The organism is Bacteroides sp. NSJ-39, from assembly GCF_014287315.1.
Taxonomy (GTDB): Bacteria; Bacteroidota; Bacteroidia; order Bacteroidales; family Bacteroidaceae; genus Bacteroides; species Bacteroides finegoldii.
The window spans coordinates 1-13,844 of sequence record NZ_JACOOB010000023.1 but is presented as its reverse complement, the minus strand read 5'-3'; the positions used below and the strand labels follow the sequence as shown (position 1 = coordinate 13,844).

The 13,844-nt window shown below is 41.8% G+C and carries 15 protein-coding genes and 2 tRNA genes; 5 read left to right on the top strand and 12 right to left on the bottom strand.

Annotation, left to right across the window (positions count from 1 at the left end):
• Nucleotides 1–129: 129 nt before the first annotated feature.
• The 4 genes from H8S63_RS17740 to H8S63_RS17725 all read right to left on the bottom strand — a co-directional run bounded on the left by H8S63_RS17740 (nucleotide 130) and on the right by H8S63_RS17725 (nucleotide 1,679).
• A tRNA-Gly gene (locus H8S63_RS17740) sits at nucleotides 130–202 on the bottom strand.
• Nucleotides 203–210: 8 nt separating this feature from the next.
• A tRNA-Tyr gene (locus tag H8S63_RS17735) sits at nucleotides 211–293 on the bottom strand.
• A 52-nt stretch (nucleotides 294–345) separates the two neighbouring features.
• Nucleotides 346–840, bottom strand: coding sequence for a 6,7-dimethyl-8-ribityllumazine synthase (ribH, locus tag H8S63_RS17730; RefSeq protein WP_022275424.1), 495 nt, complete (start codon nucleotides 838–840; stop codon nucleotides 346–348).
• A gap of 155 nt (nucleotides 841–995) precedes the next feature.
• Nucleotides 996–1,679, bottom strand: a complete 684-nt coding sequence (locus H8S63_RS17725) for a tetratricopeptide repeat protein (RefSeq protein ID WP_007765063.1) — start codon at nucleotides 1,677–1,679, stop codon at nucleotides 996–998.
• Nucleotides 1,680–1,840: 161 nt separating this feature from the next.
• On the opposite strand from H8S63_RS17725, the gene H8S63_RS17720 reads away from it, so the two are divergent.
• Nucleotides 1,841–2,950, top strand: a complete 1,110-nt coding sequence (locus H8S63_RS17720; protein WP_186927530.1) for a DNA replication/repair protein RecF — start codon at nucleotides 1,841–1,843, stop codon at nucleotides 2,948–2,950.
• Nucleotides 2,947–3,234 (top strand): DUF721 domain-containing protein, encoded by a 288-nt coding sequence (locus H8S63_RS17715; protein ID WP_007757231.1) that lies wholly within the window; start codon nucleotides 2,947–2,949, stop codon nucleotides 3,232–3,234. The genes H8S63_RS17720 and H8S63_RS17715 overlap by 4 nt, the downstream gene beginning before the upstream one ends.
• Here H8S63_RS17715 and H8S63_RS17710 read toward each other — a convergent pair.
• The 6 genes from H8S63_RS17710 to gap all read right to left on the bottom strand — a co-directional run bounded on the left by H8S63_RS17710 (nucleotide 3,221) and on the right by gap (nucleotide 9,689).
• On the bottom strand, nucleotides 3,221–3,700 hold the full coding sequence (locus H8S63_RS17710) for a 5-formyltetrahydrofolate cyclo-ligase (protein ID WP_050761312.1): 480 nt from the start codon (nucleotides 3,698–3,700) through the stop codon (nucleotides 3,221–3,223). The two genes, H8S63_RS17715 and H8S63_RS17710, sit on opposite strands and share 14 nt — an antisense overlap.
• A 37-nt stretch (nucleotides 3,701–3,737) precedes the next feature.
• Entirely contained in the window at nucleotides 3,738–5,420 is a 1,683-nt protein-coding gene (locus tag H8S63_RS17705; protein ID WP_186927529.1) for a S41 family peptidase, read from the bottom strand.
• 43 nt (nucleotides 5,421–5,463) lie between these two features.
• Complete coding sequence (locus H8S63_RS17700) at nucleotides 5,464–5,913, bottom strand: dCMP deaminase family protein (protein WP_007757240.1); 450 nt, start codon at nucleotides 5,911–5,913, stop codon at nucleotides 5,464–5,466.
• A 17-nt stretch (nucleotides 5,914–5,930) separates the two neighbouring features.
• Nucleotides 5,931–6,440, bottom strand: coding sequence for a DUF4847 family protein (locus H8S63_RS17695; RefSeq protein WP_186927528.1), 510 nt, complete (start codon nucleotides 6,438–6,440; stop codon nucleotides 5,931–5,933).
• A gap of 9 nt (nucleotides 6,441–6,449) precedes the next feature.
• Nucleotides 6,450–8,510, bottom strand: coding sequence for a M3 family metallopeptidase (locus tag H8S63_RS17690; RefSeq protein ID WP_022275412.1), 2,061 nt, complete (start codon nucleotides 8,508–8,510; stop codon nucleotides 6,450–6,452).
• A 168-nt stretch (nucleotides 8,511–8,678) separates the two neighbouring features.
• Nucleotides 8,679–9,689, bottom strand: a complete 1,011-nt coding sequence (gene gap, locus H8S63_RS17685) for a type I glyceraldehyde-3-phosphate dehydrogenase (protein WP_007765077.1) — start codon at nucleotides 9,687–9,689, stop codon at nucleotides 8,679–8,681.
• Between the two features lie 143 nt (nucleotides 9,690–9,832).
• On the opposite strand from gap, the gene mscL reads away from it, so the two are divergent.
• Both mscL and guaA read left to right on the top strand, forming a co-directional pair.
• Nucleotides 9,833–10,279 carry a large-conductance mechanosensitive channel protein MscL gene (gene mscL / locus H8S63_RS17680; protein ID WP_186927527.1) on the top strand — a complete coding sequence of 149 codons (447 nt, stop codon included), beginning with the start codon at nucleotides 9,833–9,835 and terminating at the stop codon, nucleotides 10,277–10,279.
• A gap of 134 nt (nucleotides 10,280–10,413) precedes the next feature.
• Nucleotides 10,414–11,937, top strand: coding sequence for a glutamine-hydrolyzing GMP synthase (gene guaA, locus H8S63_RS17675; protein WP_007757252.1), 1,524 nt, complete (start codon nucleotides 10,414–10,416; stop codon nucleotides 11,935–11,937).
• Nucleotides 11,938–12,099: 162 nt separating this feature from the next.
• Here guaA and H8S63_RS17670 read toward each other — a convergent pair whose 3' ends face one another.
• Nucleotides 12,100–12,768: a Crp/Fnr family transcriptional regulator gene (locus H8S63_RS17670; protein WP_055278462.1), complete on the bottom strand. Its 669-nt coding sequence runs from the start codon at nucleotides 12,766–12,768 to the stop codon at nucleotides 12,100–12,102.
• 137 nt (nucleotides 12,769–12,905) lie between these two features.
• Here H8S63_RS17670 and H8S63_RS17665 point away from each other — a divergent pair, with 137 nt between their 5' ends.
• A complete protein-coding gene (locus H8S63_RS17665) occupies nucleotides 12,906–13,505 on the top strand; it encodes a MarC family protein (RefSeq protein WP_186927526.1) in 600 nt (199 codons plus the stop codon).
• A 64-nt stretch (nucleotides 13,506–13,569) separates the two neighbouring features.
• Here the strand turns inward: H8S63_RS17665 and H8S63_RS17660 are convergent.
• Nucleotides 13,570–13,844 (bottom strand): transposase (locus H8S63_RS17660; RefSeq protein WP_186927525.1); only part of this gene is annotated, 275 nt, incomplete at its 5' end.

Genomic DNA, 13,844 nt, shown 5'->3' with positions numbered 1-13,844 from the left:
TGTATGGAGCTTTGATAATATTTTTTATAATTGCCGTTTGTATAGTTTCGGTTTCATGATGCAGAGATAATTTGGGCGGTCTAAAGTATATAAAAAAAGAGAATCCAATTTCTCGGATTCTCTTTAAAGAGCGGAAGACGGGGCTCAAACCCGCGACCCTCAGCTTGGAAGGCTAATGCTCTATCAACTGAGCTACTTCCGCAATTTTTGTGGGCAAAGATGGATTCGAACCACCGAAGGCGTAAGCCAGCAGATTTACAGTCTGCCCCATTTGGCCACTCTGGTATTTGCCCTTTATTTTGCTCTTGAGGAGGTTTGTTTCTCAATTGCGGTGCAAAGATACAACTATTTATTTAAACTCCAAACAAAATCAATCATTTTTATTGCAGTAATTGCACATTCGTCTCCTTTGTTACCTAGCTTACCACCGGCACGATCCTCTGCTTGCTCCATTGTATTGGTGGTAATTAATCCGTAAATTACTGGTATATCGCCAGTTGCGTTTAGCTCGGTAATTCCTTGAGTGGCTCCCATGCAAACATAATCAAAATGCGGAGTATCTCCTTTAATTACGCAACCGATTGCGATTATTGCATCAATATCACAATTTTCCATCATTTGATTAGCGCCAAAGGTAAGTTCGAAACTTCCGGGTACGGTTTTTACCAGAATATTTTCATTTTTGGCTCCATGTTTTTTTAATGTATCGACCGCTCCTTTCAGTAAAGCACCTGTAATATTGAAGTTCCATTCAGATACAACAATGCCGAATTTCATATTCTCTGCGTTCGGAACAGAGTTGAAATCGTATTCGGATAAATTATGGTAAGCTGTTGCCATAGTAAGTAGTAATTTGAATTTTGGGGATTGACTTTTAAACGTAAATAACGCAGATAATGCGGATTTGTTCATTTTGAAATTCGCGTTATCTGCGTTATCCGCGTCTAAAAAGTATAATATACTTAGTTATATATAGTAAGGTATTTAGAGCCTTATTATTTTTTCATCAATTTAGCTTGTTCGATGTATTTGTCGATGTCCATTGCTTGGTAAGACTGGAAATATTTATCCTTAATCTTAGTATAAGCGTTTACTGCATCGTCATATTTTCCTTGTTTTACCAGGATTTCTCCGGCTTGCAACAGGAAGATCGGGCTCAGTGTATTGTTGTCAGCTTTGTCTGCTGCCGACAGCAGAGTAGAAGCCGCTTTATCTAATTGTCCAAGTTGCGCATAGCAGTTGCCGGCAGCACCCAAGATTGCCGGAGCAACCATCTGGTCGCTTCCGTCGAAGCTATCCAGCATCTTTACTGCATCTTCATATTTACCGAGTTGTGCGTAGCAGATACCTGCATATGCTTTTGCCAAGTTAGCGGCTTTTGTTCCACTGTAGTCATCCGCTACTTTCAGGAAACCGGCATAACCGATACTGTCACCGTTCAGAGCCTGCTCAAAAGCGTCCTGCTCAAAGTATTCCTGTCCTTTGAAAAGAGCAGCTTGTGCTTTTTCTTCACGAGGTTCAGCATAGAGGTTTTTGTACATGATAAAACCTGCTACAATAATAATCACAGCAACAACACCGCCGATGATTGCGTTTTTGTACTTGATAAGAAACGCTTCCGATTGTGTCAGTGCATCTTCTACATTCAGATGTTCATTCTGATTTTTTTGTTCTGCCATTTTTATATGATTCTTTTTGTTATTATTCACTGTTTGATATTTCGACTCGCAAAATTAGTTTTTTTATATCTACAAATGAAATTTAGAGCCATCTTTTTTTATTTTACCTCCGAAAACCACGAAAATCTTGCTACTTTTGTGAACAAATTAACGTGTAAACAATGATACTGAAACGAATATCCATATTGAATTATAAGAATTTGGAAGAGGTGGAGCTGGGATTCTCCGCTAAACTGAACTGTTTTTTCGGACAGAATGGAATGGGAAAGACCAACTTGTTGGATGCGGTGTACTTTTTATCTTTCTGTAAGAGCTCCGGTAATCCGATTGATTCTCAGAATATTCGTCATGAACAGGACTTCTTTGTTATTCAAGGTTTCTATGAGGCGGAGGATGGAACTCCCGAAGAGATTTATTGTGGAATGAAACGCCGTTCGAAGAAACAATTCAAAAGGAATAAGAAAGAATACAGCCGTTTTTCGGACCACATCGGTTTCCTGCCTCTGGTCATGGTGTCGCCTGCCGACTCAGAACTGATTGCCGGTGGAAGTGATGAACGCCGACGGTTTATGGATGTGGTGATTTCCCAGTATGATAAGGAATACCTGGATGCATTGATCCGTTATAATAAAGCATTGACGCAGCGCAACACTTTGCTGAAAAGCGAATTGCCGGTGGAAGAAGAACTCTTTCTGGTGTGGGAGGAGATGATGGCACAAGCCGGTGAGGTTGTATTCAAGAAGCGTGAGGCGTTTATCAAAGAGTTTATTCCTATATTCCAGTCTTTTTATTCATTCATTTCTCAAGATAAGGAACAGGTTGGACTGTCTTACGATTCCCATGCGCGGGAGGCTTCGTTGTTGGAAGTATTGAAGCAAAGCCGGGAACGGGATAAGATTATGGGCTTCTCTTTGCGGGGAATTCATAAGGATGAACTGAATATGCTTTTAGGGGAGTTCCCGATCAAGAAAGAAGGTTCGCAAGGACAGAATAAGACGTATCTGGTTGCTTTGAAACTGGCACAATTTGATTTTTTGAAACGTACCGGAAGGACTGTTCCTCTATTATTGCTGGATGATATCTTTGATAAGCTGGACGCTTCGCGGGTGGAGCAGATAGTGAAGTTGGTTGCCGGAGATAATTTCGGGCAGATCTTTATTACGGATACGAATCGGGAACATCTGGATTGCATTTTGCATAAAGTGGGCAGTGACTATAAGATGTTTTTTGTTGAAAAAGGAATCATTCGCGAAATGGAGGCTGAACAATGAAACGTAATGACGCTGAACAGATAGGGAAACTGATACAGCAATTTCTTCGTCAGGAGAGTTTGGAGTCTCCGTTGAATGAACAAAGATTGTTGGATGCCTGGCCTGAAATCTTGGGACCTGCGGCAACTTATACCAGCAATCTTTATATCCGTAATCAGACTTTGTATGTGCATCTCACTTCTGCGGCTCTTCGGCAGGAGTTGATGATGGGGCGTGAAATGCTGATACGTGCGCTTAATACGAAAGTGGGGGCTACCGTTATTACAAATATTATTTTTCGTTGATGGTTATAATTATATCCATGCGGATGTCGAAAGATTCCGCAGGAACTTCTTCTACTAATTGGAACGGAAAACAGATACCTGCTTTGTAGGCTGATGGTATGCGTGGTAAAAGTCGATCGTAATATCCTTTTCCCCGTCCCAGACGGTTTCCTTTCAGGTCGAAAGCTACTCCGGGAACAGCGATAAAGTCTATGGTTGCATAGTCGGTAAATAATTCTCCCGTCGGTTCTTCTATGCCATAGCTTCCAGTTGCCATGTCTTCGGGACCGGTATATATCCGTAATTCTAAATCATCGTCTACCACTACCGGGAGTAGAATACGTTTCTTTTTGCTCCATTTTTGTACAAATGTATGTGTTTCTACTTCATCCTTCAATGAATAGTAAAGTAAAACGGTGCTTGCCGCCCTAAAAGCCGGATGGGCTTCGAGGGCGGCAAGTATTTGGGTTGATAGCGACTTCCGCAACACTGAATTATAATGTGTCTTCAGTGTTGCTATATGTTTACGCAGTTCCTTTTTTCTTTCCATCTTTATTGGTTGCTTCTTCCTCTTCCACAGCTATCGGTGCTTTGGGAAAAGCTTCTCCTTTTTCGAGTATTTCAATACCTTTGTTGACAGTGGCGTCACTCTTGTTAAAATACTGAAGATAAGCCTCCAACCCTAGCATATTGTAGATGATGTTGCCATAAATGTTTTTTTCTAACAGCTTATACGACTTTTGGATCAGGATATTTCTTCTTTTCACTCCCTTACTGTCAGCAAAGCGGACAAACTGTTCTACCAGTCCTTGACGGCGGAGATAATTCAACAGTTCTTCTTCCGTCTCGTACTCGCTGAGCTTTTTCCGGTTATTGTCGGTATATTGGAAAGTAAATTGGATAGTCAGTCCGCGGCCGATAACCGTAGAAAGGTAAGAAGTGACTCCTGTAGTATCTTGCGGTACGAATATATCCGGCATGATACCGCCACCGCCATATACGGTACGTCCCAGACTGGTGTTATAGCGTTCTTTTTCATTCTGCTTGATACTGTCGCGTGAGAAAAATTCTCCATGCTCATAACGGTTGTATAAATCCAGTTCGTAGTTCCGGTCTTTGCCACTTTCGTATGGGCGTTGGATACAACGTCCGGACGGAGTGTAATAGCGGGCAATCGTCAGACGGATAGCGGAACCGTCACTGAAGTCGATAGGTTGCTGTACAAGTCCCTTGCCGAACGAGCGTCGTCCGATAACTGTTCCCCGATCGTTGTCTTGGATAGCTCCGGTGAAAATCTCGCTGGCAGAAGCGGAACCTTCGTCAATGAGTACGACGAGTGGCATTTTCTGGCAACTGCCTGTGCCGTTAGCAAATTCTTCTGCACGGGGATATTTACGGCCTTGCGTATATACTATCAGTTTTCCTTCCGGCAAGAATTCGTTTACCATGCGGATAGCTGCTTCCATATATCCTCCGGTGTTACCACGCAGGTCGATAATCAGCCCCTTGCACTTTTTATGGTTCAACTGTGCCAATGCGTTGAGCAGCTCTACATGAGTGGTACGTCCGAACTTGCTCACTTTTATGTAGCCGATATCATCGTTCACCATGTAAGCAGCGTCTACAGTATTTTGAGGAATATCTCCACGTGTGATATTGAAGTTCAACAGGTCTTTTTCTCCCATGCGTTTGATTCCTAATTTCACTTGAGAACCTTTCGGTCCTTTCAAGGTACGCATGGCCCGTTCATTGGTTACTTTCTTGCCCACAAATAAACTGTCGTCCACAGTGACGATACGGTCGCCTGCCATCAGTCCCACTTTTTCAGAAGGACCTCCCTGAATGACTGCATTCACATGAATAGTGTCATTCTGTATGGTGAACTGAATACCGATTCCACTGAAACTGCCTTCCAACTCCGAATTGACTTCTTCGAGATTCTGTGCCGGGATATAAGTTGAGTGCGGATCAAGTTCGGCAAGAATCTGCGGCATAGCTTTTTCTACGAGGTCGGTCATGTTTACAGTGTCTACATATTGGTCATCTACGATTCGCAACAGTGCGTTCAGCTTGTTGGAGGAACCATTGATGATACCCAAACGGTTACCGGCGAAATGTTTGGCATAAAATGTGCCGATAAGAATTCCGATTACCACGCTGATTGCTATGATGACAGGTGTAAAACGTGAAGAGCTTTTTGTACTCATGTCTATTCCTTTTTTAAAACGTTCGTCTTATTTATTCGTCTTATTATTTGTCCGAAGCAGGCTTTTCATCCGGTTCTGTATAGATAACTTCGATTCCTGCCCGCTTTAATAACTCTATTCCATCTTCCAGGCGATAATGCTCCGAGTAAACCACCCGTTTGATACCTGCCTGTATGATTAATTTGGCACATTCGATGCAGGGAGAAGCGGTGACATACATCGTTGCACCGTCACTGCTGTTGTTTGAACGTGCTATTTTGGTGATCGCATTTGCTTCCGCATGCAGAACGTATGGCTTTGTCACGTTGTTTTCATCTTCACATACATTCTCAAAACCGGAAGGCGTTCCGTTATATCCGTCGGAGATAATCATTTTATCCTTGACGATTAAAGCTCCTACTTTGCGGCGTTGGCAATAGGAGTTCTCCGCCCATATGCTAGCCATGCGTATATAACGTTTGTCAAGTTCTGATTGTTTCTTCTCTGTGTCCATATTGTGTGTCGGATTAGTTACTGATTAACAACGTAAAAGACCATTCGAAAGGTCTGCTGACTTCCGGTAGGCTTATACAAAAGGTATAAATTTTTGCTGTCCCCTTCGTAAGATGTCGCATTCTTGAGACCTTCCAGAAAATTTTTGGCAAGTTTATCGCCTCCGTCCTTTCCTTCCGTGATATTGGCTTTGAACTTATTGTCTTTGCCGTTTGCACTCCAGGTTCCGGCAAGGGGATACGAAGTGATAACGCTTCCTCTTATGTTTCCTTTAATCAGATCATCTTCAGTTGTACCCTCAAATATAACATTGTATGTGCCATTTTTTTTAAGTTCATCCATACTTTTCTTCTTTTCCGCTTCATTTTCCCAAAAGCCGAACATCTCGTGCCCTCCATCAACAGTGATATAGTTTAGCTTCCAAGTCTTTCCTGTAAATATGGCGGCTACATCATCCGAATCATTACATCCTGAAAATAAAGGAAGTAATAATAATAGTCCTATTATTTGAAATATACTCTTCTTCATAGTTAATACTTATTTCTTTATTCCATTTCTGATTAGCAACGCGTCAATAGACGGTTCTTGTCCTCTGAAACGTTTGTAAAGTACCATCGGGTGCTCAGTTCCTCCTTTCGATAGAATGTTGTTACGGAACGAATCGGCAATTTCACAATTGAATATTCCTTTCTGCTTAAACAGGGAGAATGCATCTGCATCCAACACTTCCGCCCATTTATAACTGTAATATCCTGCGGCATAGCCACCGGCGAAGATATGAGAAAATTGTGTACTCATGCAAGCTTCTTCGATGACAGGCAATATCTGCGCCTTTTTCCAGGCTTCCTGCTCGTAGGCTTTCACATCCCCTTCAAAGGCTGTATTGCGGGTATACCATGCCATATCGAGCAGACCGAAACTTACCTGTCGCAAACAAGCGTATGCTACATTAAAATTTGAAGCGTCTACCAATCGTTTTATTAAATCATCCGGCAGAGCTTCACCTGTCCGATAATGGCGGGCAAATGTATTTAGGAAGTCCTTTTCTATGGCAAAATTCTCCATGATTTGTGAAGGCAACTCCACGAAGTCCCAATATACATTGGTTCCGCTCAAACTCTTATAGGTAGAGTTGGCAAACATACCGTGCAGGCTATGCCCGAACTCATGAAGGAATGTCTCTACTTCATTGAAAGTCAGCAGGGCAGGCTTGTTTTCGGTCGGTTTGGTGAAATTCATTACAACGGATACGTGCGGACGACTGTTTTCACCGGTTTGCTTATCTATCCATTGATCTTTGTAGCTGGTCATCCAAGCTCCGGCACGTTTTCCTAGACGCGGATGGAAGTCAGTATACAGGACAGCCAGGAATTTCCCGTCTTTATCGAATACTTCAAATGCCTCTACATCTTTATGGTAAACAGGAATCTCCGTGTTTTTGCGGAAAGTTATTCCATATAACCTTTCTGCAAGTCCGAATACTCCTTTCTTTACTTGTTCGAGTTCGAAGTAGGGGCGAAGCATTTCTTCGTTGATATTGAATTTCTTATCTTTCAGCTTGTTGGAGTAATAACTCCAGTCCCACGGCATTAAGACAAAATCCTCTCCTTGCTCTTTACGTGCCAACTCCTGTACCTCTTTGTATTCCTGTTGTGCGGTAGGTGTGTATGCTTCCAACAGTTGGTTAAGCAGCTTGTATACAGACTCGCTGTTTTCGGCCATCCGTTTTACGAGCGTATATTCCGCATAATCCTTGTAACCCAGCAATTGCGCTATTTTCATGCGCGTATTTGCTATCTTTTTTACGATCTCGATATTGTTGAATTCGTTGTCATGCGTACATTTTGTATTGTACGCCATGTATAACCTCTGCCGTAAATCACGGTTGTCGGCATAGGTCATAAAAGGAACATAACTTGGCGCGTGAAGGGTAAATGCCCATCCTTCTTTATCTTCACTTTTCGCTGTTTCGGCAGCTGCTTCCACAATAATTTCGGGAAGTCCGGCAAGACTTTCTTTTTTCGTCAACAGCATTTGGTAGCGATTTGTTTCTTTTAAGTTGTTCTCGCTGAAAGTCAGTGTTAACTTACTTAACTCGGTGGTTAACCGACGGTATTCTTCACGTGCTTCTCCTTCTAGATTAGCGCCGTGACGAACGAAGCTATTATAGGCATTTTCCAACAACTTACTTTCTTCCGGATTGAGCTGTAAGTTTTCTTTTTGGTTGTATACCTCTTTTACACGTGCAAAGAGTTTTTCGTTCAGCGTGATATTGTTACTATGCTCGCTGAGTAGCGGCATTATTTTTTGCGCCAATGCCTGCAGGTCATCGTTGGTTTCCGCACTGAGCATATTGCCGAACACGGCGGTAACTCTGTCCAGTAACTCTCCGGATTGTTCGAAAGCTTCTATTGTATTTCGGAAGTCTGCTTTTTCCGGGTTCTGTATGATAGCATTTATCTCTGCATTTTGTTGCTTGATTCCTTCAAGAATAGCAGGTTCATAGTGCTCGGTTTTTATACGGTCAAAAGGCACGGTTTCGTGCGGTGTCAAGTACTGTCCGAAGAAAGGATTCTGGGCATTTATTATATTACTCATGCTGCAAATTAGTATCAATGTTATTAATAATCTTTCCATAAGAACACAAAACTACTAAAATTGTAGCTTACTATGCGGATAAAAGCTTGCTTTTTAACAATATATAAAATGAATACAAAAAAACCGCTACGGTTATCCGCAGCGGTTTCTTATATGTTAATCTTCTAATTAAGCGTTAACTGATGCCATGTGAGCGATCAAATCAAGAACTTTGTTAGAGTAACCGATTTCGTTGTCATACCAAGATACAACTTTAACGAATGTGTCAGTCAAAGCGATACCGGCTTTAGCATCGAAGATAGAAGTACGAGTGTCACCCAAGAAGTCAGAAGAAACAACTGCATCTTCAGTGTAACCCAGAATACCCTTCAATTCGCCTTCAGAAGCTTCTTTCATTGCAGCGCAGATCTCAGCGTAAGTAGCCGGTTTAGCCAAGTTAACTGTCAAGTCAACTACAGATACGTCCAAAGTCGGAACACGCATAGACATACCAGTCAATTTGCCGTTCAATGCAGGGATAACTTTACCTACAGCTTTAGCAGCACCAGTAGAAGAAGGGATGATGTTACCAGAAGCAGCACGACCACCTCTCCAGTCTTTCATAGAAGGACCGTCAACTGTTTTCTGAGTAGCAGTTGTAGAGTGAACTGTAGTCATCAAACCGTCAAGGATACCGAACTTGTCGTTCAATACTTTAGCGATAGGAGCCAAGCAGTTAGTAGTACAAGAAGCGTTAGATACGAATTGAGTACCTTTAACGTATGTTTTTTCGTTTACACCGCAAACGAACATCGGAGTGTCATCTTTAGAAGGAGCTGACATTACAACATATTTTGCACCAGCCTCGATATGAGCCTGAGCTTTGTCTTTGCTCAAGAACAAACCTGTAGATTCTACAACGTATTCAGCTTCTACTTCATTCCATTTCAAGTCAGCCGGATTTCTTTCAGCTGTGATACGGATAGCTTGACCGTTAACGATCAATTTGCTGTTTTCAACATCTGCTTCGATAGTACCGTCGAATTGACCGTGCATTGTGTCATACTTCAACATGTAAGCCAAGTAATCAACCGGGCAAAGGTCATTGATACCTACGATTTGAATATCGTTTCTCTTCATTGCAGCGCGGAAAACGAAACGTCCGATACGTCCGAATCCATTAATACCTACTTTAATCATTTTGTTTAAACTTTTAAGGGTTTTATAATATTTGTTCAAATATCTCTCGGTCTCCGCATTTGTTTTATTTTTCAAATGCGGTGCAAAATTACAAAAATGTTTTTATATTCGCATATTAAATTCACATTAAATATTGAAAAAAGATGGGAAAGAGTACATTTTTACAGGACTTTAAGGCGTTTGCAATGAAAGGAAACGTCATTGACATGGCTGTCGGTGTGGTTATTGGTGGGGCGTTCGGCAAGATCGTATCATCGCTGGTTGCTAATGTAATTATGCCTCCGATCGGCTTGCTGGTTGGCGGTGTGAACTTTACGGATTTGAAATGGGTAATGAAGGCGGCTGAGATTGGAGCCGACGGCAAAGAGATTGCGCCTGCGGTATCATTGGATTACGGTCAGTTCTTGCAGGCTACCTTTGACTTTCTGATTATTGCCTTTTCTATATTCTTATTTATACGCCTGATTACGAAACTGACGGCTAAGAAAAAAGAGGAAGCGCCTGCCGCACCTCCTGTTCCTCCTGCACCTACGAAAGAAGAGGTGCTGTTGACGGAAATTCGTGACTTACTGAAAGAGAAGAGAGATTAATTCCGATAAAATATAGGAAGAGATTCCGGGCGTTATCCTGTGAATCTCCTTTTATTTTTCTCCTTATTATTAATAATAGATTGCGTACTTTTTTCTACTTTTGCAAATCATTTATTTAAAATCCAACCATTTATATGCAGGAAAAAATAATAATTCTTGATTTCGGTTCGCAAACAACACAGCTTATAGGTCGTCGTGTGCGCGAATTGGATACATATTGCGAAATCATTCCTTACAACAAATTTCCAAAAGATGATTCTACAATTAAAGGGGTAATCCTTTCGGGCAGTCCTTTTTCGGTTTACGATAAAGATGCGTTTAAAGTCGATTTGAGTGAGATTCGTGGTAAATATCCGATATTGGGTATCTGTTATGGTGCGCAGTATCTGTCGTATACCAATGGTGGAAAAGTGGAACCGGCGGGTACACGTGAATATGGACGTGCTCATTTGGCTTCTTTCTGCAAAGATAATGTGCTGCTGAAAGGAGTGCGTGACGGCTCGCAAGTATGGATGAGCCACGGTGATACGATTACCGCTATTCCTGATAATTTCAAAAAGATCGCTTCGACGGATAAAGTAGAGATTGCGGCTTATCAAATAGAGGGTGAGCAGGTATGGGGCGTACAGTTCCATCCGGAGGTGTTTCATAGTGAAGACGGTACGCAGATATTGAGGAATTTTGTGGTGGATGTCTGTGGTTGCAAGCAAGACTGGTCACCGGCCTCTTTCATTGAAAGTACTGTAGCTGAATTAAAAGCCCAGTTGGGAGATGATAAGGTTGTGCTCGGTTTGAGCGGTGGTGTAGATTCTTCTGTTGCTGCCGTGTTGCTGAATAAGGCTATTGGCAAGAACCTGACTTGTATTTTCGTAGATCATGGTATGCTGCGTAAGAATGAGTTCAAGAATGTGATGAAAGATTACGAATGTCTCGGACTGAACGTGATTGGTGTAGATGCCAGCGAAAAATTCTTCTCGGAACTGGCGGGCGTGACTGAGCCGGAAGGTAAACGTAAGATTATAGGTAAGGGTTTTATCGATGTATTCGATGTAGAGGCTCATAAGATAAAGGATGTAAAATGGCTGGCTCAGGGAACAATCTATCCGGACTGTATCGAGTCGTTATCTATTACAGGTACGGTGATTAAAAGCCACCATAATGTAGGCGGACTTCCTGAAAAGATGAATCTAAAACTTTGCGAGCCGCTTCGCTTGCTGTTCAAGGATGAAGTTCGTCGTGTGGGGCGTGAATTGGGTATGCCGGAGCATCTGATTACCCGCCATCCGTTCCCCGGACCGGGCTTGGCTGTACGTATTTTGGGCGATATTACCCGTGAGAAAGTACGTATCTTACAAGATGCGGATGATATTTTTATTCAAGGATTGCGTGATTGGGGACTGTACGATAAAGTATGGCAGGCGGGAGTTATTCTGTTGCCGGTGCAGTCTGTCGGTGTCATGGGTGACGAGCGTACGTATGAACGTGCTGTTGCATTGCGTGCTGTGACCTCAACCGATGCTATGACTGCCGATTGGGCACATTTGCCATATGAATTTATGGGTAAAGTATCAAATGATATTATTAATAAGGTAAAAGGCGTGAATCGCGTAACCTATGATATTAGTTCTAAACCGCCAGCTACCATAGAGTGGGAGTGATAAATTATTCCTAGTTATATATCAAAACTCACCACGGATTACACAGATTGCCACAGATTAACATTAAAAGTTCGTTTTAATAATAAATCTGTGGAAATCTCTGTAATCCGTGGTGAAAAATTTAGCAGTATTCGAATTGTTTCGTTTATTGCAGAGCCACTTCTAATCGTTCACTAACTTCACTGCGTCCGGGATCAGGATCTCTTTCCGGCGTAATTCAAGCACGCCGTTGTCTTGCAGTTCATTAAGAGCTTTGGACGTATTCAGCCGGGTGTCATCCAGATAACGGGCAAGGTCGTCCATCTTTACCTTGAATATTTTTTCTCCCTGTGTTTTTTCGCAATGTAGCAGGAAGAAACGAATGATTTTATTTTTCAAGTCCTGAGCCGGTTCCTCCCATAAACGGGAATAAAGATTTTGTGCCCGGTTACTGACAATATTCATATAGTTAAGCCGGAAAATATCATATTTGAACAGGTCGCTGAGCACAAAGGCTTTGCTGATACTTACAGTATGCGCTTCTGTATGTGCTATGTAAGAAGAGGTGTAATGGGTGCTCATTCCAAACAGTGATTGCGGCTCTATTAAATAAGGTGCTTCCATCTGTTCGATGACTGTGTATATATTTTGGGGGGAATTTGTGACGATTGAAACTTCTCCTTTCAATAGAAAACAAAGTTGTGTGCAAGCACTTCCATTTTCAATGATGGTCTCCCCTGCTTTATGTTTGATAAAGTGTAGCTTTACTTTTTCCAGAATACTGGTAAAATCTTCATTACAAAGACCTTGAAATAAAGGCAATTGGAGCAAAGTGTCGAACATTGTTTCCATACGTCGTAATTTCTTGTTAATCGTACAAATTTACTCATAATACGATACTGCTGTCAACATCTGACCTCTCTTTTTGTTTTTTTTATTGTTTGAATGCATAAAAATAGAGTATATTTGCAGAAAAAAAGGAGGAAATTATGTTCACAGGCTTTAATTGGCAGCAGATGATCAGTGCGTTTATCGTACTTTTTGCCGTAATAGATATTATCGGCTCTATACCTATTATTATTAACCTAAAAGAAAGAGGTAAAGATGTAAATGCGATGAAAGCTACTGTCATTTCTTTCGTCTTGTTAATCGGGTTCTTCTATGCGGGTGATATGATGTTGAAGCTTTTTCATGTGGATATTGAGTCATTTGCGGTTGCCGGTGCATTTGTTATTTTCCTCATGTCTTTGGAGATGATTCTGGATATTGAGATTTTTAAGAATCAGGGGCCTATCAAAGAGGCTACTTTGGTTCCGCTTGTTTTTCCTCTGCTTGCGGGCGCCGGAGCTTTCACGACGTTGCTTTCTCTCCGGGCGGAATATGCAAGCGTTAATATTATTATAGCTTTGGTGCTGAATATGATCTGGGTATATTTCGTGGTGAGTATGACCGGACGTGTTGAGCGTTTCCTCGGCAAAGGTGGTATCTATATTATTCGTAAGTTCTTTGGTATCATTCTATTGGCTATTTCCGTCAGATTGTTCACCGCCAATATAACATTGTTGATTGAGGCATTGCAGAATCATTGATGTTATTACGTAAGCGTCTCGGCGATGCCGTCCCCCCTCAAAAAATAGAAGTAGCATCTCCTCTTTATGTTTCGATCCTACTTCTATTTTCTTTCCATTTGTCCGGCAATGAATTTCTATATACCTTTATGTCCGTATTTGGTGGTAGCTTTGCCGCTTTATTGATTACCTCCGTGATATATTCGAAGGTATTTATTCCCTGCATTCTGCATGAACAGGTCAGCGAATAAAATAAGGCACCTCTTTCCGCCCCCTTATGGCTTCCAAAGAAAAGGGAATTTCTTCTGGACAGTGATATATATCGGTTGTACCGCTCGACCAAATTATTGTCCAAGTAGT